This is a genomic window from Pseudomonadota bacterium (assembly GCA_016711215.1).
Classification (GTDB): domain Bacteria; phylum Myxococcota_A; class Polyangia.
Genome location: JADJTL010000002.1, coordinates 364479 through 391086, shown reverse-complemented (window position 1 = coordinate 391086; position 26608 = coordinate 364479). Strand labels below are relative to the sequence as shown.

Annotated in this window: 19 protein-coding genes; 13 read left to right on the top strand and 6 right to left on the bottom strand. The window is 69.6% G+C overall.

Going from position 1 to position 26608, the window contains the following annotated elements:
* The first annotated feature begins 109 nt into the window (after window positions 1-109).
* From IPL40_06690 to IPL40_06635, 12 genes are all read left to right on the top strand, one after another.
* Window positions 110-1447 carry an outer membrane beta-barrel protein gene (locus IPL40_06690; protein MBK8480846.1) on the top strand — a complete coding sequence of 446 codons (1338 nt, stop codon included), beginning with the start codon at window positions 110-112 and terminating at the stop codon, window positions 1445-1447.
* A gap of 50 nt (window positions 1448-1497) precedes the next feature.
* Window positions 1498-2106: a polysaccharide biosynthesis/export family protein gene (locus IPL40_06685; protein MBK8480845.1), complete on the top strand. Its 609-nt coding sequence runs from the start codon at window positions 1498-1500 to the stop codon at window positions 2104-2106.
* A gap of 227 nt (window positions 2107-2333) precedes the next feature.
* Window positions 2334-4256 (top strand): asparagine synthase (glutamine-hydrolyzing), encoded by a 1923-nt coding sequence (asnB, locus tag IPL40_06680; protein ID MBK8480844.1) that lies wholly within the window; start codon window positions 2334-2336, stop codon window positions 4254-4256.
* Between the two features lie 148 nt (window positions 4257-4404).
* Window positions 4405-6738 (top strand): O-antigen ligase family protein, encoded by a 2334-nt coding sequence (locus IPL40_06675; GenBank protein ID MBK8480843.1) that lies wholly within the window; start codon window positions 4405-4407, stop codon window positions 6736-6738.
* Window positions 6739-6825: 87 nt separating this feature from the next.
* Entirely contained in the window at window positions 6826-7842 is a 1017-nt protein-coding gene (locus tag IPL40_06670) for an N-acetylneuraminate synthase family protein (GenBank protein MBK8480842.1), read from the top strand.
* A 3-nt stretch (window positions 7843-7845) separates the two neighbouring features.
* A complete protein-coding gene (neuC, locus tag IPL40_06665) occupies window positions 7846-9024 on the top strand; it encodes a UDP-N-acetylglucosamine 2-epimerase (hydrolyzing) (protein ID MBK8480841.1) in 1179 nt (392 codons plus the stop codon).
* Window positions 9008-9982 carry a hypothetical protein gene (locus IPL40_06660; GenBank protein MBK8480840.1) on the top strand — a complete coding sequence of 325 codons (975 nt, stop codon included), beginning with the start codon at window positions 9008-9010 and terminating at the stop codon, window positions 9980-9982. The genes neuC and IPL40_06660 overlap by 17 nt, the downstream gene beginning before the upstream one ends.
* Window positions 9982-10689, top strand: coding sequence for an acylneuraminate cytidylyltransferase family protein (locus IPL40_06655; protein MBK8480839.1), 708 nt, complete (start codon window positions 9982-9984; stop codon window positions 10687-10689). The genes IPL40_06660 and IPL40_06655 overlap by 1 nt, the downstream gene beginning before the upstream one ends.
* The gene (locus IPL40_06650; protein MBK8480838.1) at window positions 10686-12104 is read left to right on the top strand and encodes a hypothetical protein; all 1419 of its coding nucleotides are present in this window, start codon (window positions 10686-10688) and stop codon (window positions 12102-12104) included. Before IPL40_06655 ends, IPL40_06650 begins: the two co-directional genes overlap by 4 nt.
* Window positions 12105-12189: 85 nt before the next feature.
* Complete coding sequence (locus IPL40_06645; protein MBK8480837.1) at window positions 12190-13482, top strand: O-antigen ligase family protein; 1293 nt, start codon at window positions 12190-12192, stop codon at window positions 13480-13482.
* Between the two features lie 15 nt (window positions 13483-13497).
* Complete coding sequence (locus tag IPL40_06640; protein ID MBK8480836.1) at window positions 13498-14418, top strand: glycosyltransferase; 921 nt, start codon at window positions 13498-13500, stop codon at window positions 14416-14418.
* A gap of 83 nt (window positions 14419-14501) precedes the next feature.
* Window positions 14502-16715: a polysaccharide biosynthesis tyrosine autokinase gene (locus IPL40_06635; protein ID MBK8480835.1), complete on the top strand. Its 2214-nt coding sequence runs from the start codon at window positions 14502-14504 to the stop codon at window positions 16713-16715.
* 49 nt (window positions 16716-16764) lie between these two features.
* Here IPL40_06635 and IPL40_06630 read toward each other — a convergent pair whose 3' ends face one another.
* Both IPL40_06630 and IPL40_06625 read right to left on the bottom strand, forming a co-directional pair.
* Window positions 16765-18342, bottom strand: coding sequence for a hypothetical protein (locus tag IPL40_06630; GenBank protein MBK8480834.1), 1578 nt, complete (start codon window positions 18340-18342; stop codon window positions 16765-16767).
* On the bottom strand, window positions 18342-20549 hold the full coding sequence (locus IPL40_06625; GenBank protein MBK8480833.1) for a bi-domain-containing oxidoreductase: 2208 nt from the start codon (window positions 20547-20549) through the stop codon (window positions 18342-18344). The genes IPL40_06630 and IPL40_06625 overlap by 1 nt, the downstream gene beginning before the upstream one ends.
* A 124-nt stretch (window positions 20550-20673) precedes the next feature.
* On the opposite strand from IPL40_06625, the gene IPL40_06620 reads away from it, so the two are divergent.
* Complete coding sequence (locus IPL40_06620) at window positions 20674-21828, top strand: glycosyltransferase family 4 protein (GenBank protein ID MBK8480832.1); 1155 nt, start codon at window positions 20674-20676, stop codon at window positions 21826-21828.
* Here IPL40_06620 and IPL40_06615 read toward each other — a convergent pair.
* From IPL40_06615 to IPL40_06600, 4 genes are all read right to left on the bottom strand, one after another.
* Window positions 21750-23372, bottom strand: coding sequence for an undecaprenyl/decaprenyl-phosphate alpha-N-acetylglucosaminyl 1-phosphate transferase (locus tag IPL40_06615; GenBank protein ID MBK8480831.1), 1623 nt, complete (start codon window positions 23370-23372; stop codon window positions 21750-21752). The two genes, IPL40_06620 and IPL40_06615, sit on opposite strands and share 79 nt — an antisense overlap.
* A gap of 161 nt (window positions 23373-23533) precedes the next feature.
* A complete protein-coding gene (locus IPL40_06610; protein ID MBK8480830.1) occupies window positions 23534-24763 on the bottom strand; it encodes a glycosyltransferase family 4 protein in 1230 nt (409 codons plus the stop codon).
* Complete coding sequence (locus tag IPL40_06605; protein ID MBK8480829.1) at window positions 24760-25488, bottom strand: heparinase II/III-family protein; 729 nt, start codon at window positions 25486-25488, stop codon at window positions 24760-24762. The genes IPL40_06610 and IPL40_06605 overlap by 4 nt, the downstream gene beginning before the upstream one ends.
* Complete coding sequence (locus IPL40_06600) at window positions 25407-26582, bottom strand: hypothetical protein (protein ID MBK8480828.1); 1176 nt, start codon at window positions 26580-26582, stop codon at window positions 25407-25409. The genes IPL40_06605 and IPL40_06600 overlap by 82 nt, the downstream gene beginning before the upstream one ends.
* Window positions 26583-26608 lie beyond the last annotated feature (26 nt).

Genomic DNA, 26608 nt, shown 5'->3' with positions numbered 1-26608 from the left:
CGCGCCGCGCGGGGCGGGCATGCGGTCCGCAGCACCGACGCAGCCACCTTCGTTGATAACCTCGCGCCGCCGGAAGGCGACGCCAAAACACCAAGCAGAGGCACCGGCCATGCGCACGACGCTCTCCATCTTCGCTCGCCTCGCTGCCTTTGCCGTCGTCCTCGGTACGGTCGGCAGCGCGAGCGCCCAGTTCCACACCCCCATCCGCTTCCGCAGTGAAGGCCGCGGTGTGTTGCTCACGGACAGCCTGGTGGTGCATCCGGGAGTTGCGCTGGAAGGCCGCTACGACTCCAACGTCCTGCAGAACGAGACGGATGTGCGTGACGCACCCTATGTGCGTCTGGTCGGGCATTTCGATCTCGCCACGCGCTCGCCGCAGCGGATGACCGACGGCGACGGTAAGGTAGCGCGGCAGCGGGTAGCATTTCGCCTCAATAGCGCACTTGGCTACCGTGAGTACCTGAGCAACGACGAGGCCATCACCGGGCAGCGGGCGCTCGAGGTCGACGCGGGGCTCGAGCTCCGCCTCTCACCGAGCCGCTGGTTCAGCTTCGAGGTCCAGGATTCGTATTTGCGCGCCGTCAGCCCGCGGAACGCCGCGATCATCGCGACGAGCGGCGGCACGGTCGTCACGCCAAGGGCCCCCGGGACGGTGACCCGCGACAGCAATCGGCTCGATCTGCGAGCCGTGCTCAGCCCGGGTGGGGGGCGGTTGAGCCTTACGGCGGCCTACGGACTTTGGGTCGACGCCTTCGAGGAGGCCTCGTTCGCGACCAACAACCGGCTCTACAACGAGGCCAGTCTCGCAGCGAAGTATCGCGTGCTGCCGAAGACGGTGGTGGCGCTCGAGGTGATTCAGCGCTTCTACGACTACCTCGAGACTCAGCCCTCGGTTTTTGGCAACGTCGACTCCAAGCCGCTGCGCCTCTATGCTGGCCTGACAGGTCTGGTGACCTCGCGACTGTCGACCGTGCTCAAGGTCGGCTATGGCAACGCCTTCTACGCCAGCGGGGGCTCGTTCAACAGTATCTTGGGGAAGGCCGAGCTCGGCTACCGTCTTTCGCCCACGGCCAAGCTGCGGGCGGGCTACGAGCGGCTCTTCGACGATTCGCCCTACGGGAACTACATGACGGACCACGACGTCTACGCCGGCTACGACCATTTGATTGGCCGGCGCGTCACGCTCCACGCCGACATCGACTTCCGGCGGCGCGGCTACGGCGGCTTCGAGCGCTTCACGCCGCGGCCCCCAGCGATTAGCGCCAACCTGATGACGGCGGCCTTGGGCTTCGACTACCAGCTCCAGGACTGGGTTTACATCGGGGTCGGCTACGACTTGCAGGTGCAGAATCTGAAGCGCGGGGGTACGGACAACCCGGGCGCGTTCCTTGGGATCGTCGATTTTTCGCGCCATCAGTTCTACGGCCGCGTCGGCGTCTCCTACTGAGGCTTTCGCCGCGCGCCCGACGGGCGCTCCTTTTCGCGACAGCGAGTGCGATGCGTCTCCGTGTCTTAGCGCTACTGCTCAGCGGCGCCCTCCTCCCGATCGGCGGCTGCGCGACGCGCGGCCCGAAAGGAACGCGCGCGCCGACGGGTGCGCCGCCTGCCGCCATCGTCGCGGAGAATCTCAGCGTTGCCTACGGGGACACGCTGGTTGTGGAGATTTACGGCGAGAAGGATCTCAGCGGTAAGTTCCAGGTCTCCGCGCAGGGCACCATTGACTACCCGCTGATTGGGCGCTTGAAAGTGGCAGGGCTGCCGCAGCCACGGGTCGCGTCGATGATTCGCGACCGGCTGGCGGCTGGCTACCTGAGGAACCCCTTCGTGCGCGTCTTCGCCGAGGGCTATCAGGAGAAGCTGAAGGTCTTCGTTTGGGGACAGGTGAGCAAGTCGGGCACCTTCCCCTTCCGCAACGCGATGACGGTGATCGAGGCGATCACCTTGGCGGGTGGGCTGACGCCGCTCGCGGATCGCAACGGGATCGTCGTCACGCGCGTCGAGCACGGCAAGCAGGTGCGCGTCGGTGCGCCGATGGGTTCGGGGCAGTCCGCGAACCTCGCGTTGCGCGCTGGCGACGTCGTCTTCGTGCCCGAGAGCGTGTTCTGAGCAGCCAGCGGCGCGGGGCGCCAGCGGCGCCAGCCGATAGCTGGGGGATTCAAGGCATGCTGACCACCCTCGAACGCCGGGCGCGCTGGGCGGGCGCGGGTCGCGGGGCGCCGGTCTTGTCGCCGTCGCGCTGTGACGGTCGCGCCCCAGCCAGTCACCGCCAGCTTCAACCGTGCTCCTGCGCTACGGCCGCGCCCGCGGCTGCGCCGCGCGGCTGAGGGCGCGCTATGTGCGGCATCTGCGGCGTTCAGGCGCCTCGCCTCGCGGATCGGGCCGCGCATGTGGCGCGCATGAACCAGGCGCTCTTTCATCGCGGACCGGATGGTGTCGGTCAATTCGACGGCGACGAGGTCAGCCTGGCGATGCGCCGACTGGCAATCATCGACCTCGCCGGCGGTCAGCAGCCACTGAAGAACGAGGACGGTGCGCTAACAATCGTCTTCAACGGGGAGATCTACAACTACCGGGAGCTACGACAGCGCCTCGAGGCTCGCGGACACCGCTTCGCCACGGCCTCCGACACCGAGGTCATCGTCCATCTCTACGAGGACCACGGCGCGGCGGCGGTGCCCCTGCTCAAGGGGATGTTCGCCTGCTGTGTGCACGATCGCCGCGATGGCTCGCTCTTTTTGACGCGCGATCGCTTCGGGGAGAAGCCGCTCTACTACTGGCACGACCCGGCGCAGGGCTTCGCCTTCAGCTCGGAGGTGCGCAGCCTGCTCGAGCTGCCGCTGGTGCCTCGTCGCCTCGATCGAGAGGCGCTCGGCTACTACCTGCGCTTGGGGATGGTACCCGCACCGCTGACGATGCTGCGTGACGTGCGCATGCTTCCGGCGGGGCACTGGATGCGCTACCGGGAAGGGCAGCTGACGATCGGGGCCTATGACGAACCTGCACCGCGCGCCAATCCTGCGCTCGCCGACCCCGAGGCGGCAGCCGAGGCCGTCCACGCAACGGTGCTCGCCGCCGTGCGGCGCCAGTCGATCAGCGACGTGCCGCTCGGTGCCTTTCTCTCCGGCGGCATCGATTCGAGTACCGTGGTCGCCTTGCTGCAGCAGGTCGTCAGCGGTCCCGTCAAGACCTTCACCGTGCGCTTCGAGGAGGCAGGCTACGACGAGAGCGGGATCGCTCGCGCGGTGGCCACGCACCTTGGAACCGAACACCACGAGCTCGTGGTACCCAACCTCGGCTTCGGCGCCGAGGACTTCTGGCGCATCGTCGACCACGTCGGCCTTCCCTTCTACGACACCTCCGCGCTGCCGACCTACGTGCTCAGCAAATATGTCCGCGAGCATGTGACGGTCGCCCTCTCGGGTGACGGTGGGGACGAGATGTTCGCCGGCTACCCCTTCTTCCGCTGGGGGCAAACGGTGGCCGCCGCGCGGCGCGTGCCGGAGGTGCTTCGCCGTGGCGCCGCCGCCGTGGCGCGCGGTGTCGGGGCCTGGGTTCCCGCGAGCCAGGCCACCCGCTGGCGCCGCCTGCGCCGGGGCCTCGAGGCCACGCTGCAGCCGCCCGAGTTGTTGCCCGTCACGGTCGGTGGGCTCTTTGAGCTCGGTGAGCTGGAGACCTTGGTCCGCGACCCAGCGGTGTTGGAAACCGCGGCTGGCGCGCTGGGCCTGGCCACCGCGTTGCCGGCGGAGGCCGAGTCCTGGAGCGTCCTGCGCCGACTGATGCACTACCGGGTGAAGGTCAATCTGCCCGAGGACATGTTGACCAAGGTCGATCGGATGAGCATGGCGGCGTCGCTAGAGGTGCGCGCGCCGCTGCTCGATCCGGACGTGGCCGAGCTGGCGCTCTCGCTTCCCGACGCGCTGCTCATCAGCGGCGGCGTCGGCAAGTCGATCCTGCGGCGTGCTATGCGCCGTGAGCTGCCGGCGGTTGTCTTCGACCACCCGAAGCGCGGCTTCAGCATTCCGCTGCACCGCTTTCAGAACGCCGCCTACGCGGAGCTGGCGCATGATCTGCTCGCTGACAACCCGGCCGCTGGGTTGCACGAGCTGCTGGCGCCGGAGACCTTGCGGCACCTGCTGACGCGTGGGCTCGCTCGGCAGAGCGATGACGTGGAGAGCAGCGTGTTCCGAGCGAGCCACCAGCTCTGGGCCCTGATGCAGCTGGGCGGGTGGTTGCGCCGCTTCGGAGTCGTGTGTTGACCGGCCTGCGTGACTGCTGCGGCCGGCGAAGCGCTGGGCGCTTGCGCTTTCGACGGCTCCTTGTCCTCAGAATCCGCCTCGGCGGCTTGACCTCGCACAGATGAGCGCCAGCAGCGCATCGCCAGACCCTGCGCGTCCGGCCCGGCTGATGAATCGGCTGGCGCGGCTGCTGCCGGCGCCCGCGGCCGGGCGTGCCGTCGTCTACGCGCTACTGCTGCTCGTCCTCGGCGTGCCCTTGGCCCTCGGTGGCGCGCATCGCGTGACGGTACAGGCGGCGGCCTTGGTCGCCGTCTGCGCCTTCCTCTTGTTGGGCATCTACAAGCACCACTCTGGGGGCGGCATCCGGCTCGGGCGCTACGGGCTGCTCCTGCTCGCGCTCTGCTGCTACACAGGACTTCAGCTCGTGCCGCTGCCCTTCTCGCTCCTCGACCTGCTCGCGCCGCGCACGGCCGAGCTGTTGCGGGTCTCGCTCGAAGGCGCAGGTCAGCGACCGCGCTGGCATCCGATCTCCCTGGCCCCCGCGGACACGCTCTGGGGGCTCCTGCGCCTCGGCCTCGCCACGCTGGTCTTTCTGCTGGCGCGCAACCTGCTGCACCGGCGGCAGCGCCAGGAGCGCCTGCTCCAGGGGCTGATGGGGCTGGGGGTGGTAACGACCTCGTTGGGGCTGATCGGCGCGGTCGTGGCGCCCGGCAAGCCGCTCCTGCTCTATCAGCCGATCCAGGGTCCGGCGACCGGGTTGATCGCGACGAGCTTCGTCAATCCAAACCACGGCGCTGCCTTCCTGATGGTGGCGACGCTCGCGGCGCTCGGTCTGGCGGCCCAGGCGCGTGCGCTCAACACGCGGGCCCTGCTCTTCGTTGCGGCTACGGTGACGGGGATCGGGGTCTTTCTCTCGCTCTCGCGTGGCGGCATTCTCGCGTTCGCCGTCGCGCTGGCGGCCTATGGAGTGCTGCAGTTCTTTCGACGCGGCGAGGGGGCCAGCAGCGCGCGTCGCCTGGCCCTCGTCGCGCTCTTTGCCGGGGCGGTGATCGCCGCCGCGACCTGGCTCGCCGGCGACCAGATCCTCGCCGAGCTCCAGCACCGCCGCGCCGATCTACCCCTGGGCAAGCTCGCGCTTTGGCCCGCGGGCTGGGCCCTCGTGCGAGCGCACTGGCTGGTCGGTGTTGGCCGCGGGGCGGTGGCCACGGCGCTGCCGCGCTACCGCGGCCTCGGTCTGCCAGCCGATGTCACCTACACGTCGCTGGAGAACCAATACCTCCAGCTCCCTGCCGAGTGGGGACTACCGCTCGGCGCGGTGGTCATCGGCCTCAGCGCGGCCGCGCTCGTGGTTTGGTGGCGACGGCGCCGCGACGATGGGATGCAGCTCGCCGTGGTGGCGGCGCTGATTGGCCTCGCCCTTCATAACCTCGTCGATTTCAACCTCGAGCTGCCAGGCGTGGCGCTGCCTGCAGCGGCACTGGCGGGCATGCTGGCCAGCCGGCGGCCCTCGCGTCCGCGCCGGGATGTACCCGCGCGGCTGCTGCTCTTGCCCGCGACGCTCGCGCTGGTGCTGGGCCTCTGCGCGCTGACTGCCTTCGGACGCAGCAGCGTCAACGATGCTCCGCGCGCGCTGCGCTCGGGGTTGCCCGCGCAGGCGGTGCAACGCGCGCTGGCGCAGGCGATCACGCGCCGGCCGGCCGACTACCTGCCTCACCTCGCTCAGGCCCAGCTCGCCCTCGTCGCCGGGAAGCGCCGCGAAACGATGAAGGCGCTCAATCGGGCGCTCTTCCTCTATCCGAGGAGCCCGGCCTTGCATCTCGCTGCCGCGAGCGCGCTGCGCCACTTCGGCCATCGGCGACAGGCGCTGCTTGAGTATCGTTTGGCGCTCGAAGCCGGGGCCGACCCGGCGCAGATGCTCGACGGCGCGCTTTCGGCTTGCCGCACCGCCAGCGACGTCGCCGCGCTCTTGCCCCCGAAGGCGGCGACCCTTTGGGGCCAGGCCGTCGAGTTGCTGCGCCGCCGCGGGCGCCTCGCCTTGGCGCTCGCCTTGATCGACCGGGCCGATGCGGGTGAGCTTCAGGATCCGACCTTGCTGCGCAGTGAGGTCGTCGCCTTGCTCGCGGCGGGCCAGCACGCCCTCGCCCTCGAGCGCGCACGGACCTTGGTCGAGCGGAACCCGACGGCAGAGCATGCGCTGCTGCTAGCCGACGCGACGGCGCGCGCCAACCCTGGCGCCGACCTGGCTGTCCTCGAGCAGGCCTGGCAGCAGCATCGCGGGAGCCACGCTCTGGGGCTGGCGCTAGCCGGCGCGCGGACTCGCGCTGGACGCCATGATCAGGCCGCCAGTCTCGCCGAGGAGCTGCTGCGCGCGTGCCGCTCGAGCACGGAGCTGGCGCAGGTCCATTACCTGCTGGCCACGATCCACCGCGCGGCGGGACGTCCCCATCGCGCGGGCTATGAGCTCGAGGAGGCCCGCAAGGTGCAGGTGGTCAATCCGCGCTGATCGCCGTACACTCCCGCCGCGCTATTCACCGGAAGCCCGATGCCCCCAGGTCCTGCACTAGCCAGCTCGTTTGCCATCGGGTCGCGCATGGTCGGCCCGGGCTCTCCCTGCCTGATCGTCGCCGAGATCGCTCAGGCCCACGATGGAAGTCTGGGTCAGGCGCATGCTCATCTGGCGGCAGCGGTCGCGGCCGGCGCCGATGCCGTCAAGTTCCAGACGCACATCGCCGCCGAGGAGTCGACGCCGCACGAGCCCTTTCGCATCAAGTTCAGCCGACAGGATGCCAGTCGCTATGAATACTGGCGCAGGATGGAGTTCAGCGAGTCGCAGTGGCGCGGGCTGCGCGATCACGCGCAGGAGCTCGGAGCGATCTTCCTCTCCTCGCCCTTTTCGCTGGCGGCGGTCGAGTTGCTGGCCGGGCTCGAGGTGCCGGCGTGGAAGGTTGGCGCTGGCGAGGTGACGAATCTGCCGCTGCTCGAGCTACTCGGCCGCACCGGCCGGCCGGTCCTGCTCTCGAGCGGCCTGGCGACCTGGGACGAGCTCGACGCCGCCGTCGCCTGCGTCAGCGCAGAGCAGGCGCCGGTCGGCGTCTATCAATGCACGACGGCTTATCCTTGCCCGCCGGAGCGCCTAGGGCTCAACGTGCTGGCTGAGCTTCGCGCGCGCTACGGCTGCCCCGTCGGCCTCTCGGATCACTCCGCGACGGTCTTCGCCGGCCTGGCGGCCGCGACGCTGGGCGCGAATTTGCTCGAGGTCCACCTCACCCTCTCGCGCCACTGCTTCGGCCCGGACGTCTCGGCCTCCCTGACGCCCGAGGCGCTCGCGGAGCTCGTACGCGGCGTGCGCTTCATCGAGGCGGCGCTGCGCCATCCCGTGGACAAGGTCGCCGCCGCCGGCGACCTCTCCGACCTACGGCAGCTCTTCAGCAAGAGCATCGTCGTGCGGCGGGCCTTGCCCGCCGGGCACCGGCTCTCCAACATCGATCTCGCCCTGAAGAAGCCTGGTAGTGGCCTGCCGCCCGCACGGCTGGCCGAGGTGGTTGGCCGCGTGCTACGGCACAGTGTCGAGGCCGATCACCTGCTGGCGCTCGCGGATCTTGAGTGAGGCATGAGTAGCAAACGAAAAGTCCTGGTCGTGCTCGTCGATCGTGCGAACTATGGTCGTCTCAAGCCGGTGATGCGCGCGATGGCCGAGCATCCCGCGCTCGAGCTCCAGGTGCTCTGCGCCGGGACGATGGTCCTGCGGCGCTTCGATCGGCCGGTGCAGGTGGTGCTTGATGATGGCTTTCGCGTCGATGGCGAGGTCTACCTCGAGCTCGAGGGCTCAACCCCGACGACGATGGCCAAGTCTGTCGGCTTCGCCACGATCGAGTTCGCCAGCGAGCTGCAACGGCTGCGCCCCGACCTGCTGCTCTTGATCGGCGACCGCTACGAGGCCCTGGCGGCGGGGTTGGCGGCGGCCTACATGAATGTGCCGATCGTCCACCTGCAGGGTGGCGAGGTCAGCGGCTCGATCGACGAGAGCGCGCGCCACGCCCTGACCAAGCTGGCGCAGTTCCACTGCCCATCGACGCAGCGCGCGGCCGACTACGTCGTGCGCATGGGGGAGCGCCGGGACACCGTGCTGACGATCGGCTGCCCGAGCAGCGACATCGCGCGCCAGCTCGACCGCGGTCGATGGCCGGCGGTAATCAACGAGCGCGGCGCGGGTTGTCCCATCGAAGCCGGGCAGCCCTTCTTGTTGGTGCTCTTTCACCCGACCACGACCGAATATGGTGGCGAGCGCAGCGCGATGTGGACGCTGCTCGAGGCGCTCGGGGAGCTGGCCACGCCAACCCTGCTCCTCTGGCCCAACATCGACGCTGGCTCCGACGAGATCGCCAAGGCGGTGCGCGTCTTCCGCAGCGACCACGGTGGTGGGCGCTGGCTGCGGACGCTGACCAATCTGACGCCCGAGGACTACCTGCGCGTGCTGGGCTGCGCCGCCTGCGCGGTCGGCAACTCGAGCAGCTTCGTGCGCGATGCCGGCTTCCTCGGCACGCCGGTGGTGTTGGTCGGTCACCGCCAGAACGGGCGCGAGACCGCCGAGCATGTCCGCCGCGTCGAGGTCGACCGGGCTGCGATCGTCGACGCGACCCGCGCGCAGCTCGCCCATGGGCCCTATGCGCCGAGCACGCTCTACGGCGATGGTCATGTCGCGCCGCGGATCGCCGAGGCCTTGGCGCAGCTGAAGCCCTACCTGCAGAAGCAGCTGGCCTACAGCGTCGACGATGACCAGGCCCGCTGAGCCGCGTCCCCGAGTGCTGATCGCCGAGCCGCGGGACTTCAGCGCCGAGGCTGTGGCCCTGCTGCGCACCGCGGCAGAGGTCGAGCTCGACGACAGCGTGCCGCTCGCGCGGGCGCTGGCGGACTTCGACGTGCTCTGGCTACGCCTGGCTCATCGCCTCGATGCTGAGGCGCTGGCGGCGCCGGGTCGCTGCTGGCTCATCGCCTGCCCCGTCACCGGCCTCGACCATATCGACCTCGCCGCCTGCGCCGCGCGTGGCATCCGCGTGCTCAGCCTGCGCGGTGAGACCGCGTTCCTGCGGCGCGTGCGCGCCACGGCCGAGCACACCCTTGCGCTGACGCTGGCCCTGCTGCGGCACCTGCCTGCGGCGCACGGCGCGGTGCTACAGGGCCAATGGGATCGTGACCGCTGGCGCGGCGGCGAGCTCTACGAAAAGACGGCGGGGCTGGTCGGGCTGGGCCGCCTCGGGACGATCATGGCCGGTTATTTGCGCGCGCTGGGGATGCGCGTGTTGGGCTACGACCCGCGCGACGATTTTCCGCACGACGCGGCCGAGCGCGTCGACACGCTGGAGGGTCTGCTGGCGCAATCCGACCTGATCAGTCTGCACGTCAGCTACGGGCCGGAAACACATCATCTGCTCGGTGCGCCGGAGCTCGCGCTGCTCAAGCCCGGCGCTCTGCTCGTCAACACCGCGCGCGGTGGCGTCCTCGACGGAGACGCGTTGCTCGCGGCGCTGCGCGGTGGGAGGCTGGCCGGCGCCGCGCTCGACGTGCTCGAGGGCGAGCCCCGGATCGGCGCCGACCACCCGCTGGTGGCCTATGCGCGCCAGCATGACAACCTCCTGCTGACGCCGCACCTCGGCGGCAACACCCGCGAGTCCTTCAGCAAGACCGAGGTGTTTCTGGCACAGAAGGTGATTGCTGCGCTGCAGGAGGGACAGGAGGGAAGCGGCTGATGCGGGTCCTCGGCATCATTCCGGCGCGCGCCGGGTCGAAGCGTCTGCCACGCAAGAACCTGCGGCTGCTGGGCGGTCGTCCGCTGGTGGACTGGGTGCTAGGGGCGGCCCGTGCGGCGCGCGCGCTCGATCGACTGATCGTCTCCTCGGATGACGAGGAGGTGCTGTCCCTCGCGCGCGAGCACGATCCCGCCTTGCCCTTGCGGCGGCCCTCCGAGCTGGCGGGTGATACTTCGCCGGCGATCGACTACGTCCAGCATGCCCTGCGGGCGCTCGAAGCGGGCGGCGATCGCTTCGATGCGGTGGCGATCATTCAACCGAGCTCGCCCTTCACCCAGGCAGGCGATATCGACGGTACCGTCGCCCTGCTGCTGCAGAGCGGGGCCGCTAGCGCCGTCAGCATCGTCGAGCTCGACCACGCGATCCACCCGCTCAAGCTCAAGCGGCTGGAGGGTGATCGGCTCCTGCCCTATCTCGAGGAGGAGCGCGGACGCATGGCCGCGCACGAGCTGCCGCGGCTCTTCGTCCGCAATTGCTCAGTCTACGTCAGCCGGCGGGCGGTGATCGACGGCGGGGCGATCCTCGGTGAGGACTGCCGCGGCTTCGTGATGCCGGCCGAGCGCTCGGTGGACATCAATACGGGCCAAGACCTGCTCTTCGCCGAGTTCCTGCTGCAGCGCGCTGCGGCGGGCGGAGCGGCCAGATGACCGACATCTGCTACGTGCTCTCCCATGGCTTCGCCGCGCGAATGGTGCTGCACAGCACGATTGTGCCCGAGCTGCGACGGCGCGGCGTCGGGGTCACCGTGGTGGCGCCCAACGCCGGTGAGCGCTATTTCCAGCGCTTCTGCGCCAGCCGCGACGTCACGCTGGAGCAGGCGCCGGCGGTCCACGGGCTCGGGCTCAAGCTCTACGGCCCCGCGCGACGCTATCTCTTCGATGATTACGAGCACAATGCCGCGCTCCGCGCCAAGCATCTCCACGAGCTGCATAGCGAGGCCGTGCGTCCGCTGCTCAAGCTGCGTCCGCTGCTCGGCAAGGCGGTGAATCGCGTGGCGCTGCGCTGGCCGCTGCTGCCGCGCCTGGCCCAGCGCGTCGAGCAGCGCTTGCTGCGGAGCCGCGAGGTGCGGGCGATCCTTCAGCGCCTGCGGCCCCGGCTGCTCGTCTCCACCTACCCCGTCAACTGGCTCGAGGCGCTCTTCGTGCTCGAGGCGCAGCAGCTCGGCATCCCGACGGTCGGACAGCTGCTGAGCTGGGACAACATCAGCTGTAAGGGCCGCTTTGCCGCGCTCCCCGACCGCTTCATCGCCTGGGGCCCGGTGATGAGCGACGAGCTGCGCAGCTACTATGGCGTGGCACCCGAGCGCATCAGCGAGTGCGGCGTGGCCCACTTCGACGCTCACTTCGACCCGACGAATCGCGCCCACGCGCGCGAGGTCCTCGCCAGCCTCGGGCTCTGCCCGGACGACCCTTATCTCTTCTTTGGCATGAGCGCGCGTTTCTTCTGTCCGCATGAGCTCGACGTCGTCGAGTGGCTCGCCGCGCGGGTGCAAGCCGGCGCCTTTGGTCCGCGGATGCAGCTCGTGGTGCGGCCCCATCCGCAAAACATTCGTGGCAGCATGGCCGACGGCGAGACGCTCCAGCGCCTGCAGGGCTTGGTCGGCGGCCGCGTCGCGCTCGACCTGCCGCAGGTCGTCTCGGATCAACTCCCCTGGGATCTCGAGGAGCGAGACCTCCGCAAGCTGGCCGCGCTGATCGCCGGCTGCGCCGTCTCGCTCAACAGCGGTTCGACGCTGTCGATCGACGCCGTCGTGCAGGACCGCCCGGTCGTGCTGCCGATCTTCGATGCGGGCCATCAGCTGCCCTGGTGGCGCTCCGTGCGTCGGGTCGTCGAGTTCCCGCACCTGCAGAAGATGTTGAGCTTTGGCGGCGTCGCGGTCGTACGCTCCTTCGCCGAGCTCGAGCAGCAGCTCGGCCGCTACCTCGCCGATCAGGCACTCGACGCCGAGGGTCGCGCCCGACTACGCGCCGCCGAGTGCGGTCCCTGCGACGGCCAGGCCGCCGCGCGGGTCGCCGAGGCGCTCGCGCTCGGCCTATCGCTCGTCGGGTCCGAGGCCTCGTGATAGGGTCTCGCATCCTGCGCTGGGATCGCGCGAAGCGGCTGTACTTCGGCTGGGAGGCCTGCTCTTGACCCACCGCGCCGGTCGAGTGTGGCTACTTTTTGCCGCGACCTACGTGGCCCTCCTGCCCTTCGAGCGGCTGTGGGACAACCTGCTCGGCACGAGCACGATCTTCAAGCCCTACCGCCTGGTCGGGATGGCCTTGTTGGTGCTGTTGGTGCTTCGCAACTTGGCCACGCGCACCGCCTTTATCCTCGACCGCTACGACCAGGCCATCATTGGCGTCTTCCTCTGGGGCGCGGCGATGGCGGGCTTTTGGCACCTCGTGAACGGGGTCAGTCTGGAGCCGACGGCCAACGAGGGGACGCTGATCGCGTTTGCGCTGCTGACCTGCCTCGCGCTCAAGAACACCCTCAATCAACGCAACCATTTGGCCATCATCTTGGACGTCTACGTCCTCGCCTTTGTCGCAGCCATGGTGGCGTCGGTGGTGCTCGTGGCCGACCCCTTCGCCGACCGCTTTCGCGGGCTCTACAAGAACCCCAATCAGGCTGGTTTCGTCGCGGCGCTCGCCGTCCTCGTGCTCGTGGCCCGCTTCTACTTCGAGGCGGGTGTCGGCGGCATCCGGCGCATCTCCTACGCCGCGCTGGCCATCGGCTTTGCTGCCGTGCTGGCCCTCTCGGGCTCGCGTGGGTCGTTGATCGGGGTCGCCGCGGGGTTGGTCAGCTTCGTGCTTACGGCGCGCTACGCGTCGACGGTCGCGATCACGCGCGCCCAGCGGCTCGCCATCGTCGGGCTCGGCGTCGTCGCGCTCGCGGTCGTTGGGCCGCGGGCCTGGACGGCCATGCAACAAGAGACGGCCGCCTTTGATCGCTACTCACCGGAGGCGGTGAGCAACTTCTCGGGCCGGCTGGACATCTGGCGGGCGGCCTTGGCCGTCGCGGTGGACCACTATCTGGTTGGCGCGGGCATCGGCCAGTACAGAAACTACCACCAGGAATATGTGCGGCGCCTGCCCAACATCTACGCGCCGCGGATGGTCGAGTTCCGGCTCAACACGCATAGCGACCTGGTGGGCCTGCTGACGAACTTCGGCCTGCCGGGGCTGCTGCTCTATGCCTGGGTAGTCCTACGGCTGCTGCGCGCGAGCTGGCGCTCGGTCCGCCTTGGCGCTCACGAGCACTACATCTACCCCGCGCTCTTCGCGATCGAGCTCTTGACCCTGGTCTCCGAGGTCTTTCGCGACTCCTTCATCAGTCCCGAGTTCTTCTTCGTGCAGGCGCTGGTGATGATCGCCGCCCGCCGCGGGGCGCTCGGTAGCCTGGGCCGACGCCCTGCGGCGACACCATTGCCGGCCATCGACGCGCGCAGCGCGGCCTAGGCCAGGGGGACCGACGTGCTGCTCCACGGCCGACCTGTTATTCCGCAGCTCCCTGTTATTCCGAAGATCGACGCCTACCGCCTGCGCCCCGCATCGCCGGGGCGGCTCAGCGGCGGCCGCCGCTGCGCGGACCTGCTGCGCGAGGATCGCCCGGACCGTCCGCTGATCAGCGTCGTCACGCCGGTCTTCAACGGCGTGCGCTATTTGGCCGAGGCGTTGGCCAGCGTGCGCGCCCAGACCTACGACAACGTCGAGCAAATCGTTGTCGACGGCGGCTCCACCGATGGCACGATCGAGCTACTGCGCGCGCACGAGGAGAGCATCGACTACTGGATCAGCGAGCGCGATCAGGGCATGTACGACGCCTACAACAAGGGCATCGCGCTGGCGCGCGGGCGCTACATCAAGAACCTCAACCACGATGACCTCTTGAGCCCGCAGTCGGCGGCGCTCGCCCTTGGCTGCTTCGCCGAGCACGGCGACGAGGTCTGCGTCAACAGCGAGCTCGAGCTGATCGACGGCCATGGCCGACGGATCGAGCGCCTGGGCTTTGATCGGCAGGTCCGCTTCGCCCCGCCCTTCCTGCACCCGAGCTGGTATGTCCCGCGGACGATCTACGAGCGCCAGGGGCTCTACTGCGTCAACTATCGCATCGCCAGCGATCAGGAATACTTCCTGCGGCTGCGTCAGGCTGGCGTGCCCTTCGTTCGCGCGGGCGCGGTGCTCGCCTCCTTTCGCGTCGGCGGCATGTCCTCCGGCTACGGTGGGGTGCGCGAGAGCTTCGGCATCTTTGGCCACTACGTCGGCTGGCCGCAGGCTGCCTATGTGACGGCCGTGATGGCCTGGAAGAAGACGCGCAGCAACCTGATCCACGCCGCGCTGGGCGAGCGCGCGCACCACGTGGTCGCGCGGCTCAAGCGCTGGCGCTTCCGCTAGCGACAGTCGCGCTGCCTGTCAGCGCATCGGAGTTCGTGGTAAGGACGCGCGAGCGGCGGCGCAGCACACCATAGGTAAACAACATGGCAAACCACGACCAACCCCCGATGATGCTCAAGGCTCAGGCGGAAAACGAGCTCAGCCTGCGTCACTACGGGCGCATCCTGCTCAAGCGGAAGGCGCTCGTGCTGGCCGTTTGGGGGCTGGTGCTCGGACTGGTCGCCGTCGGCGTCTATAGCCGGCCCAAGGTCTACAAGGCGACCGCTACCGTACTGGTCTTCGACCGCGCGCCGCAGGTGCTGGGCGACGATATGCACGAGGTCGTCGAGCTCTCGACCGGTAGCTACTACCGTAGCAAGGAGTTCCTCGAGACCCAGATCAAGGTGGTGGCGAGCAGGGCGCTCGCGCGCAAGGTCGCCGAGCGCCTGCAGCTCGATAACGATGCCAGCTTCTGGAGCAAGGGCAGTGGCAGTGCTTCCAGGGCCCGCAAGGGCCACACCCTGGACCAGGCTGCGACGCACCTGCAGCGGCTGATCGAGGCCACGGCGGAGCCGGGCGCGAGCATCCTGCGCATCGCCGCGAAGCACTCCGATCCGAGGGTCGCTGCCCGCCTGGCCAACGCTACGGCCGAGGCCTATCTCGATCAGACCGTCGAGTACAAGGTCTCGTCGGCGACGGGTGCCGCGAAGTGGTTGGCGCTTCAGCTCGATGATCTCAAGCATCAACTCGATCAGGCTGAGCTGGCGCTCTGGGAGTTCAACAAGAAGAACAACATCCTCTCGGTATCGCTCGAGGATCGTCAGAGTCTGCTCTCAGCGCGGATCGCGAAGTTCAACGACGCCCTGACTGACCTCCGGCTCAGCCGGCTCGCCCTCGAGGCGCAGCGCAAGCAGGTGCTCCAGGCACGGCAGCAGGACCCGCTCGACGTGTCCTTGCACTTCGTCGTCGAGGCCGGCGAGATCGGCAAGATCAGGGAGGCCTACTTCGAGGCCGAGAAGACCTACCGCGTGCTGCGTCAGCGCTACCTCGACCAGCATCCGCTCGTGCTCGAACAAAAGGCCAAGGTCGACGCGGTCAAGGGTGAGCTGGCGCGGGCGATTCGCACCGTGCTCGATACCACCGAGTCGCGCTATCGCCAGACGGTAGATACCGAGCAGCGCATGGCCGCCGCGCTGCAAGAGGCGAAGGATGAGGCGATGGATGTCAACAAGCGCGAGGTCGACTACCGCCGCCTGAAGCGCAGCGAGGAGAACACGGAGAAGATCTACACGATGGTGCTGACGCGCCTCAAGGAGAGCGACCTCTCGGGGCAGCTGCGCGTCAGCAATATGCGCACGCTCGATGTGGCGCGCCGGCCCGAGAAGCCGGTCTTTCCGCGTGTTGCGCTCAGCATGATTGTTGGCGGCCTGCTGGGCCTGATGCTCGGCGTGGCGCTGGCCTTCGTCGTCGAGAGCCTCGATAACAGCGTCAAGACGCACGAGGACGTCGAGTCTATTCCAGGCCTGATTCATCTTGGCATGCTGCCCCACATCGGGGCGGTGGCTTCCGTGCCTGCCCGCGGCGCCAACAAGGCCGAACCCAACGACTCCGACCTCGTCGTCCATCGCGCGCCGAAGTCGATTTCGGCCGAGGCCTGCCGCGCGATCCGCACCAACCTGATGTTTGTCGCCACCGGGCAGCAGATCCGGCGCCTGCTGGTGACCAGCCCGGGCCCGCAGGAGGGCAAGACCACCACGGCGGTGAGCATCGCGATCACGATGGCGCAGGCGGGTGGCCGGGTGCTGATCGTCGATACCGATATGCGGCGCCCGCGCCTGCATCGCACCTTTGGCGTCTCGAACAGCGGTGGCATCAGCACCGCACTGCTCGGCAGCAGCGCGGTCGCCGACGTGATCAAGAGCACCGAGGTTCCAAACCTCTTCGTCCTGCCCTGCGGTCCGACGCCGCCCAACCCGGCGGAGCTCTGTCAGAGCGACCGCTTCCGCGCGCTGCTCGAGGAGCTGACGCAGCTCTTTGACCGCGTGATCCTCGACTCACCGCCCGTAATGCTGGTCACCGACGCCGCCATCCTCAGCACGCTGGTCGACGGCACCCTGATCGTGGCACGCGCGGGGGTCACCTCGCGCGTGCTGCTCCGCGCGGTCGCCGCGCAGATTCAGTCGGTCGGCGGGCGCCTGCTCGGTTGCGTGGTCAACGACCTCAGCGCCCAGAAGCGAGGTCAGAGCGATTACTACCGCTACGCCTACCGGGGCTATCGCTACGGCTACGCCGAGAACGAGGACTCCAGCAGCAGCTAGCAGCCGCGCGTCGGCGCGAGAGGTGCGGCGCGCGCGAGGCCCGGTCTGCTCAGCGGTGGCGGCGCCGTCCGAAGCCACGCAGGATGCCGCCGAGCATGCGCGCTGCGCTCCGGGGTACACCGGGGAAGCTGAGGCGAAAGCTGAGGGCGAGCAGCGGGACCAGCGCGAGTACGCTGCCGACCAGGCCCCACCGACCCCAGGTGGAGGACATCCCGAAGACCAGGAGCAGCAGCGGCGAGACGGCAAGCGCGAAGCGCCCAAGGAGCCGCAGACCCTCGCGCCCGCGGCCCATCGCCAAATAGGCCATCGCTAGCTCGAGCGTGGCGCCGACGGCCGTCGCCAGCAGCCGGGCGCCCGTATACCCCCAGACGGAATCAGCCAGCCAATAGTGGGTCAGGGCCATTCCGGCCGTCAGCACGCCGAGTTGAACCAGGGAGCTGGTCACGAGCAGCGGGCCGCGATCGGCCAGCATCAGCACGATGCGCGTGTACCGCAGGGGGCAACCGATGATCGCCGCCGCCAGCAACACGGCGAGCAAGGGTACGGCGGGTGCGAAGCGCGGAAAGAGCGGCGGGAGGAGCACGGCCGCGCCGACAGTCACGGCCGCAGAGAGCCAGGCTGAGACCAGGCTGTCAATCGCCAGATAGCGCTCCGTCGCCTGCGCCACCTCTGGTGCGCCAAGGCCGCCGTGCTCGCCCGCGGCGACCTGGAGCTGCCGTTGCTGCACGATCGTCACCGCGGTCACGTCGCGCGCGGCGAACTGCGCCACGGTGAGCGCCAGGCCATAGAAGCCCAGCGTGGCGTGTTCCTTGCCGACGAAGTGGCCGAGGAGCAACACGTCGGCGGTAATCGCCAGGTGGGCCGCGCTCTGCCCGAGCCAGGTGCGAACCCCGAAGAGGAGGTTCTCGCGCAGCGCCGCGCGCGACTGCGGCGCTGCCTTGGGTGGAAAGAGGTAGCGGTGGCCGAGCGCTACGCGCAGGACCCCGGGAATGGTCGCGCCAATCAGCAGCCCAGGCAGTCCGAAGGCATAGGTCAAGCCGACGAGCGCGACGAAGCCCACCAGGCTGACGATGACATCGATCTGCACCAGGCCTTCGAACTCACCGCGTGACTGGTAGGAGATGGCGACATAGTCGCCGAGCAACGGGAAGGCCGAAAAGAGGACCACCACGCCGAAGAGCCACGGCGCGATGGACGTGCCGCGCAGCAGCAGGGCGACGAGCGGCAGGAAGAGGGCGAAGCCGAGCAGCGTTTGGCGCCAGGCCGCCACCTGCATCGCGGCGCAGTAGTCGTGGTCGCCAGCGGCCTGCCGCCCCGGAAAACGGACCCACAAGGTCGAGAGAAACCCGGCGTGGAAGAAGCGGGAGTACTGGCCGAGGTTGAGGACATAACGCATCAGTCCGAGCTGACCAGGGGTGATCAGCGGCAGGATGATGAACTGACGGACGACCGCCAGGACCTGCCCCAGCACGCCGCGCACGAGCAGCGCGCCGATCGCGCGTTGCGCATGCCGCTGGTCCGCCATCGGATTGCCCGCAGGGAGGTTCTTGGCCGCGCTCGGTGCTGCTGCGCCGTCCTCGCCCGCCGGGCAGGCGGAGGGTGCAGGGGTGGGCAGCGGAGTGGCCATCATGCGTCGCCGACCGGGTCGCTGCCGAAGGGCCTGGCGGGCGCGACGCCTGCGCGGACGATGGCGTCGATGGCGAAGCTGGCCCGCGTGATCTCGATCAGCTCCTCGATCGGCACAGGCGGGGCTGCCCCCTTGCGGATCGCTTCGACGAAGGCCCCGACCTCCGCTCGATGCCCCTTGTCTTGCCGCAACAGGCGCTGCGTCTTGAAGCCCGGCCAGCCATGGGCTGCCAGGCTGCGGAAGTTGTCGAGTTGGAGAATGCGCCCCGCACAGAAGACCTCGAGGCGCTCTTTGGCTACCGCTTTGTGGCCGTTGGCGAAGTAGTGCACGGTGCCGAGCGAGCCGTCGCCGAAGCGCAGGGTGAAGCTCACGGTATCCGCCTGAGTCGCCATCGCCTCGGCCTGCACGCCGACGATCGGCGCACCGACGAGGAAACGCAGCAGGTCGATGAAGTGGCAGCCCTCGCCGATGATACGGCCGCCGCCGATCAGCGCGTCCTGCGTCCAATGGTCGGCGGGAATCGCGCCGGCGTTGACGGCCATCACGAGCGCCTTCGGCTGCGGCGCGCTGGCCAGCGTCTGGCGCAGGCGGACGGCCAGGGGCGCAAAGCGGCGATTGAAGCCGACCATCAAGACGGGTCTGCGCCCGGTCTGCGCGACCGCGCTGGCGTAGGCTTCAGCCACACGCTCCAATCCGGCCGCATCGAGCGCCAGGGGCTTCTCCACCAGCACGTGCTTGCCGGCCGCCAGGGCCCGGCGCGTGAACTCGGCGTGGCTGTCGTGGCGCGTCGTGATCACGACGGTATTGATCCGCGGGTCGTTGAGCAGCTCCTCGCTGTCGGTGGTGACCTGCGGAATGTGGAACTTGCGCGCGAGGTGAGCGGCGTCGAAGCCGCCCGAGCTGGCGATCGTGCGTAGCTGAGCACCGGCGCGGACCAGCGCAGGGAGCATCACGAGGCCGGTGAAGCCGCCTGCGCCAATGATCCCCACCACCGCGTCGCTGCCCTTGCCCTCGGTGAGCGGCGGCGCGCCGCTTGGGCCGACCGTCAGGCTGCGCAGCCGCTTGGCGCTGCCTTGGGCGTCGGTAACGCTCGTCGCCGCAGGGTAGTCGAGCACGATCCCCAGCGTCGCCTGGTCGCCGGCCGCGACCAGCTCGTAGGCGCGGGAGGCTTCGTTGATCGCGAAGCGATCCGTGACCATCGGGCCCACGGTGAGCGTCTGCGTCTCCAGCAGGCCGAGAATTGCCTCGAAGTTGCGCTGCGCCGTCCAGCGCACATAGGGCAGCGGATAGTCCCGCCCCTGGTCCTCGTAGCTCGGGTCGTAGCGCCCGGGGCCGTAGGAGCACGAGACCTGGAAGCTCAGCTCCTTCTCGTAGAAGGGTGTGCGCTCGAGCTGCAGCCCGGTGGCTCCGACCATCACGATGCGGCCCCGCTTGCGGCACATCTCGGCCGCCTGCAGCATCGGGCTGCTCTCCTTCGTCGCGGCAGCGACGATCACGGCGTCGACGCCCCGTCCCTGGCTGAAGGCCGCCGCGGCGCCCAGCGCGTCGGCCCCGCTCGAGAGGTCGGCAACCTCGGCGCCGAGCTGCCGCGCCAGCTCACAGCGTGCGCTGCTGAAGTCGAGCCCGAGCACGCGGCAGCCGGTGGCGCGCAGCAGCTGCACGGCGAGCAGCCCGAGCAGGCCGAGACCGGTGACGACGACGTGTTCGCCGAGCGTCGGGTTGGCCAGGCGGATGCTCTGCAGCGCGATCGCCCCGAGGACGGTGAAGGCCGCCGGCTCGTCCTCGACCCCCGCGGGGACCTTGGCGCAGAGCAGCGCGGGGACGCAGACCAACTCCGCGTGGGGTCCATTCGAGACGACCCGATCGCCCGGCTGCAGGCCAGTGACGCCCCGGCCGACCTCGAGCACCGTGCCCACATTGCAATAACCAAGCGGGAGCGGCGCGTCGAGCTTCGCGCGCACGGATTCTACCGTCGCGAGCACGCCGTCGGTGCGCGCCTTATGGAGGACCTGCCGTACGCGCTCCGGCTGCTGCCGCGCCTTCTGCAACAGGTTTGCCTGGCCGAAGGCCACCAGCATGCGCTCGGTGCCCGCAGAGATCAGGGTCTTGCGCGTCTCGATCAGCACGTGGTGCGGACGAAGGGCGGGGGCCGGCGCGTCGATCACCTCGGTGACGCCCGTCTTCAGGCTCTGTTGGACTTGTCTCATGGCTGCTCCCTGCCGGTCGTGGGGTTGGGGTGGCTAAATTCGTCTCTAGCCGGCGCTCGCCGAGGCTTGTGCCGCGCGCCCGAGCGCAGGCTTGCCGGGCTGCCCGGATGAGGAGAACTGTGGTATGCGCTGCCCGATGGCCCAGCGGACCTCGAAACCGATACGGGTGCTCTTTGTCGGCGCCTTCCGCGACACTGCCGCTGACGGCGCCGTCGGTGGCACGGCATACGCGTCGCGCAGTCTCGTCGATGGCGCGCCGGCCGATCGCGTCACGTTCCAGCTCCTCGACAGCACGATGCGTTCGGTACCGCCGCCGCCGGTCGCGTACCGGGCGGTCTTCGCCTTGCGCCGACTGATCACCGTGCTGGGCGCCTTCCTCTTCAGGCGCCCGGACTGCGCGCTGATCTTCACCAGCGCGGGGTTGAGCTTCGTCGAAAAGGGCGCCATGGCTCTGCTGGGGTACCTGCTGGGGATTCCGGTGGTGCTCGCGCCGCGCTCAGGCCTGATGTTGGATTCGCTCGAGCGTTCACCGGCGATGCGGCGCTACATTCGCTTCGTTCTGCGGCGCTGCGCCTCGGTCATGTGCCAGGGGCCCGGGTGGAAGCAGCGCTACCAGGCGCTGACTGGGTTGCCGGACGCGCGCTTCGCGGTCGTTCCGAACTGGATCGACACGTCGGCCTACAGCGCCGAACGCGACTACCACCGCAGCGATCGGCAGACGCTTCGGGTTCTCTACCTCGGCTGGCTCGAGCGCTACAAGGGCATTCTTGATTTGATCGCGGCCGTAGCCGCCAACGCCGGACAATTGAGCCACGTTCGCTTCGTCATTTGCGGGCGCGGCTCGCTGCTCGCGCAAGCCCGCCAGCAGGTCCACGAGGCGGGGCTCGGCGCCTCGTTCGAGTTTGCCGGCTGGGTCACCGGTCAGGACAAGCTCGCTGTCCTGCGCGAGGCCGATATTCTCGTGCTCCCCTCGCATCGGGAGGGCCTGCCGAACGCGCTGCTCGAGGCGATGGCCGTCGCCTTGCCGACGGTGGCGACGCGCGTGGGCAGCATCCCGGATGTCGTCACGGACCAGGAGACGGGCCTGCTGATCGATGCCGGTGACGTTGGCGCGCTGGGCGCCGCGCTCGTGAGGCTCACCTCCGATCCCGCGCTGCGCCAGCACCTCGGCCAGGGTGCGCGCGCCGCCGTGGTGACGCATCACGACCGCGAACGCGGCCGCGCACGCGTCGTCGAGCTGCTCGAGCGGGTTTCCGCCACGCGTCGGCGCGGAAAATAGGCGCCGCTGCGGCGGATCGGGCGGGCGCGCGTCGGGGCGACGATCGGTACCTCGACCGGGCGAGCTAGCGGCGCTGCCGCGCTGACCCGCGCTTGGCTGCGGCCGAGGCGGTCGATGGCGGCGCTCAGGTGGTCGCAGAGCAGCTCGACGGCGATCTCGAGATCGCGCTCGACCTCGCGGCGGCCGTCGCTCCAGCCGAGCTCGAGCGAGAAGTTTCCTGGGCGCTCGCGCAGCAGGTTGAAGCGGGCGCGAAAGGTGGCCCCGCTGGTCGCGGTGGAGCCATGGGAAAGCACCAGTTGGTCGCCAGCGGAGCGGCTGTCGAAGGTGCCGAGGTCGAGCGCCACGCAGCTAACGCCGAGGTGCTCGGCTGCGCTCTTGGTCGTCTGCCAGACCGCCTCGAGGTCGCGGGCCTGGCGCAGCTCATCGCCGACGCCACGGATTTTCGTCCGCAGCTCGAGGTTGCGGCGCCGCAGCGCGGCCAGCGCCCCGGCCTCCTCGTGGCGCAGATAGCCCAGTCGGCGCAGCGCGATGTAGCCGACCATAGCGATGACGAGGAGCATGACGCCGGCGCGCACGCTGCTCGCGCGGGCGATCGCCAGCGAGGAGAGCGCCAGCAGGACCGAGATGAAGTAGAGGGTCAGCACGGCGCCGCGGTGCGAGAGGCCGAGCGCCAGCAGTCGGTGGTGGATGTGCTCGCGGTCACCCTGGAAGATCGGTGCACCGCGGGCCGCACGGCGGGCCATGGCCAAGAGCGTGTCGGCGATGGGTAGCGCCAGCGTCACGGCGGGCACGGCGAGGGCCACGACGGTCGAGGACTTCTGCTGCGCGACGATGCTCGTCGTCGCCACCATGTAGCCGAGAAAGAGGCTGCCCGTATCACCCATGAAGATCGAGGCCGGGTGGAAGTTGAAGATCAAAAAGCCGACCACGCCGCCGGCAGTCGCAGCCAGCACCAGGCGCAAGCCCGCCATGGAGTGGCCGCCGGTCAGCACGAAGGTGACCGTGATCGCCGCCAGCGCGACGCCACCGGCGAGGCCGTCGAGGCCATCGATCAAGTTGAGCGCGTTCATCACGCCGACAATCCAGAACACGGTCAGCGGCAGGGCGAACCAGCCGAGCTGAACCGGATCGGCGACGAAGGGCAGCGCCAGTCTGCCGACGCGGATACCCATCCAGTAGGCAAAGCAGGCGACGAGGACCTGCACGACGAGCTTGAGCTTGGCGTTGGCACCCTTGGCGTCGTCGAAGAGCCCCAGCAGGGCGATGGCCAGGCCGCCCGCCAGCAGCCCCCAGACGCGGCGCGGTACGTCGGCCAGGGTGATCGGCCAGAGGCCCTCGCTGAACTTGGCCCCGGCGAGCGCGAGGTAGCAGGCCCCGACGATCGCGACCCCGCCCAGCCGCGGCACGGGTCGGCCATGAATCTTCCGCGAGGTCAGCGCATGGTCGAGCCAGCCGCGTGACGTCGCCAGGTAGCGGACGATCGGCGTCAGCACGGCGGCACAGGCCGCGGCACCGGCGAAGACGTAGAGGAGACCCTTGAGCATGGTGTTGGTTCCTCCCCCCAGCACGAGCGACCCGGTCACCTCGTCCGGGCGCGAGTGCGCAACGTGGGGTTCGCCCTGGCAAGGAAGAGCGACGGGAGGGTATCACGCGGGCCGCGCCCCGGAAAAGGGCGCCCGCGCGGCGTGTAGCAGGGTGCGGGCTGCTAGGTCCCGGCGGCCGCGACTTGCTCGAGCAGGGTGGCGTAGCGCGCGGCGAGCGCTGGCCGCGAGTAGTGCGCTTCGACGTGCAGGCGCCCCGCCGCGCCCATCGCATCGAGGTCACTCCGCGCGACGGACAGTCGCCGTAGCGCAGCCACGAGGCCGGCGAGGTCACCGGGCGGGGAGAAGACCCCGGCGCCCGCAGCCTCGATGATCGCGCGCGATTCACCGTCGACCGTGGTCAAGATCGGCCGCCCCGCGCCCATGAACTCGAAGATCTTCGACGGAATCACCGCGCGGAAGAGCGGCAGGTCGCGCAGCAGCACGAGGCAGAGGTCGGAGGCCGCGACGATGCGAGACACGCGCTCGCGCGGTTGCTGCTGCCAGAAGCTCACGTTCTCGATGCCCTCAGCGGCCGCACGCTCGACCAGGCGCTGCTTCTCCGCGCCCTCGCCGACCAACAAGAAGCGCATGCCGGTCGGCGCCAGCGCCTTGGCCGCGTCCAGCAGCAGACCGAGCCCGTGGGCCATGCCATGCGTCCCGACGTAGGTCGCAAGAAACCCCTCGGGCAGGCCGAGCTCCGCGCGCGCCTGCTGCCGCGCCTGTGGGCGGAAGAGCTCGAGATCGACGCCGTTCGTGACCACCTCGAGCTTGTCGCGCGGAACACCCCGACGCACCAGCGCATCAACGAAGGCGTGGGTGACGACCACGATGCGATCGGCACGCCGGTAGAGCAGCCGCTCGACGGCCTCGAGCACGCGGATCATCGGGCTCTCCGCGCGCATCGCGCCGACCTCGACGATGCTCTGCGGCCAGAGGTCGCGCACCTCGAAGACGAAGGGCACGCGCTTGAGCGTCGAGAGCCAGAGCCCCGCAGCGGCGACCAGAAATTGTGGCGAGGTGGCGACCAGTACGTCTGGCCGCTCGGTAACCCAGGGGCCGACCGCGGCCGCGCTCAGGCTGAAGGAAGCGTAGTTCAGCGAGCGCCGAAACATCCCGCGGTTCGCCGCCGCGTAGATCGGCGCGCGAACGACCTGGACCCCCTGCACCACTTCGCGCCGCAGCCATTGGCCACGGTACTCCGGGGGCACGACGCCGGTTGGATGATTGGGGAAGCCCGTCAGCACGGTGACCTGATGGCCGAGCCGCGCCCACTCGCGTGAGAGCTCGAAGACGCGGGCGGCGGGTGCGCCCATTTCCGGCGGAAAGTATTGGCTGACGTAGAGGATCTTCATCGTGGTTCACCGATTGGCAAGCGCGCCGCGCCTCGCGCCGTCTCCAACGAGCAGACGTCGCCGTCAAGCTCGACGCGGGCGTGGGTGCCAAGCAACGCGTAGGCGACCTGGCCCGAGGGATTCGCGCGCAGGACGAGACTCGTGCGAGCCTCGGCGCGACCGAAGCCGCGGCCGACCCAGCCCTCGCGCAGGTCGAGCACGCCGTGGGGGGCCCGCGCGAGCTCCCCGCGCAAGAGCAGCAGGCGTAGCTCGGCCCGCGGCGTGACGATCAGCGGTGGTCGCCAATAGCATGCGGGATCGAGCGGAAGGCGCGAAAGTACCTCGCGCGCCCCTGCGCCCTCGACCTGGTCGAGCACCACCAGCGCTTGGCCTGGCCAGAAGACCAGCGTGCGGCGATGGACCCAACCCGACCAGGCACGGGCTATCCCACTCAGCACCCACACCCCCTCGACCGTGCGCCGGCGTAAACCGCCGCTGACCTCGGCGCGGCCACCGACCCGGAAGGAGGCCCAGAGCTCATCCGCGCCGGCGTCACCAACGGTGACCGTGGCGTGGGCCCGAGCGCTGCGCTCGAACTCCCGGACGGCGCCGATCTCGTAGGTCGTGACCCCGGAGTCGGTGACGACCGGCTGCTCGTCCCAGCTCAGCTCGAAGGCCAGCGCGTCGCCGTGGCCGTGGCCCGGTTGTTCGTCCGGGCCGATCGTCCCGTGATCGAAGAGCAGCACGCTGCCTGCCGCGCCGACGATCGACCAGCCCGTGGCCTCGAGCTCGAGCTCGAAGGGCTCCGCCGGCGCGGCGGCGCTGCCGCCACGCGCCGCCTTGGCGCCGAAGGAACGGCCGAGCCAGCCGTCCCAGTCGCCGCCGATGCAGTCGAGGGCGCGCGCGCCAGCGCGAGCACCTCGGTTGGCGAGGGCGTGGCATCGGCGGCCGCGTCGTTAATCCAGGGCAGCCGGCCGCAGGCGAGCAGGCGTGCCAGCCAGCGCGCCATCGCGACCGCCGACGCGGTGACCACGGCCGGTAGCGGGCGTCCTCGTCGCGCGGCGAGACCGATCGCCAGCAGCACATCGCGCAGCACGATCGTGTGGTACTGCACCGTGCGCTCGGCATAGCCGCCGTCGCGGAGGACCTGCATTTGGAGCTGCTCGGCGAGCAGCGCAGCGCCCTGCTCGCCATAGCGCTCGGCGCGCCCAGAGACGATCGTCGCGCTCCCTGCGACGAGCGCCGCTGCGTCGCAGAGCAGGTGGTTTCCGAGGAGGTGGCGCTCGAGGCGGCGCTCGAGAAAGTCGAGCTGCTGCTCGAGCAAGGGGGCGAGCTGCTCGGCGAGCGCAGGGAAGAGCGCCGCCGAGAGGCTCCAGTTGAGAATGCGGCGCGCCGCCGGGTAGGGCTCCCAGGCATCGCGGGTCGGGAAGGGACAGTGCTCGACCCAGCTCGCGATCAGCGCGTGCCCCGCCGCCGCGTAGCGCCCACCCGGCTCCGCGCTGGCGAGGGCGGCGAGGGCGACGAGCTCCCGATGGTAGTGTCGTTCGTAGCGCCAGAGCCGGCTCTGGCCGCGACCGCGCCAATCGTCCCGAGACCCCTCGATGCCGTGGTAGGCGACCGCACCCGCGAGCCAACGCTCGGCGATCAGCCGCTCGTCCGTGAGCAGCGCCGATGGCGGCGCGTTGAGGGCGATGCCAGCCGGTTGCGCCGAGGTGGCCGGTACGAGGGCCGCGGCCAGCGCCGGGAGGCGACGGTCGAAGAGGGCGCGCGCGTGGTGCGCGAGGCGCGCGCTGAATTGCTCTCGGCGCAAATGCCGAACCGTGCGCAAGTAGCGGCCCACGCTAGGCGCGTCCGCCGTCGAGCCGC

What these genes read in the sequence shown, in the direction of transcription:
- IPL40_06690 (MBK8480846.1), top strand. Translation starts at nt 110, where the DNA reads ATGCGCACGACGCTCTCCATCTTCGCTCGCCTCGCTGCCTTTGCCGTC.
- IPL40_06685 (MBK8480845.1), top strand. Translation starts at nt 1,498, where the DNA reads ATGCGTCTCCGTGTCTTAGCGCTACTGCTCAGCGGCGCCCTCCTCCCG.
- asnB (MBK8480844.1), top strand. Translation starts at nt 2,334, where the DNA reads ATGTGCGGCATCTGCGGCGTTCAGGCGCCTCGCCTCGCGGATCGGGCC.
- IPL40_06675 (MBK8480843.1), top strand. Translation starts at nt 4,405, where the DNA reads ATGAATCGGCTGGCGCGGCTGCTGCCGGCGCCCGCGGCCGGGCGTGCC.
- IPL40_06670 (MBK8480842.1), top strand. Translation starts at nt 6,826, where the DNA reads ATGGTCGGCCCGGGCTCTCCCTGCCTGATCGTCGCCGAGATCGCTCAG.
- neuC (MBK8480841.1), top strand. Translation starts at nt 7,846, where the DNA reads ATGAGTAGCAAACGAAAAGTCCTGGTCGTGCTCGTCGATCGTGCGAAC.
- IPL40_06660 (MBK8480840.1), top strand. Translation starts at nt 9,008, where the DNA reads ATGACCAGGCCCGCTGAGCCGCGTCCCCGAGTGCTGATCGCCGAGCCG.
- IPL40_06655 (MBK8480839.1), top strand. Translation starts at nt 9,982, where the DNA reads ATGCGGGTCCTCGGCATCATTCCGGCGCGCGCCGGGTCGAAGCGTCTG.
- IPL40_06650 (MBK8480838.1), top strand. Translation starts at nt 10,686, where the DNA reads ATGACCGACATCTGCTACGTGCTCTCCCATGGCTTCGCCGCGCGAATG.
- IPL40_06635 (MBK8480835.1), top strand. Translation starts at nt 14,502, where the DNA reads ATGGCAAACCACGACCAACCCCCGATGATGCTCAAGGCTCAGGCGGAA.
- IPL40_06630 (MBK8480834.1), bottom strand. Translation starts at nt 18,342, where the DNA reads ATGGCCACTCCGCTGCCCACCCCTGCACCCTCCGCCTGCCCGGCGGGC.
- IPL40_06625 (MBK8480833.1), bottom strand. Translation starts at nt 20,549, where the DNA reads ATGAGACAAGTCCAACAGAGCCTGAAGACGGGCGTCACCGAGGTGATC.
- IPL40_06620 (MBK8480832.1), top strand. Translation starts at nt 20,674, where the DNA reads ATGCGCTGCCCGATGGCCCAGCGGACCTCGAAACCGATACGGGTGCTC.
- IPL40_06615 (MBK8480831.1), bottom strand. Translation starts at nt 23,372, where the DNA reads ATGCTCAAGGGTCTCCTCTACGTCTTCGCCGGTGCCGCGGCCTGTGCC.
- IPL40_06610 (MBK8480830.1), bottom strand. Translation starts at nt 24,763, where the DNA reads ATGAAGATCCTCTACGTCAGCCAATACTTTCCGCCGGAAATGGGCGCA.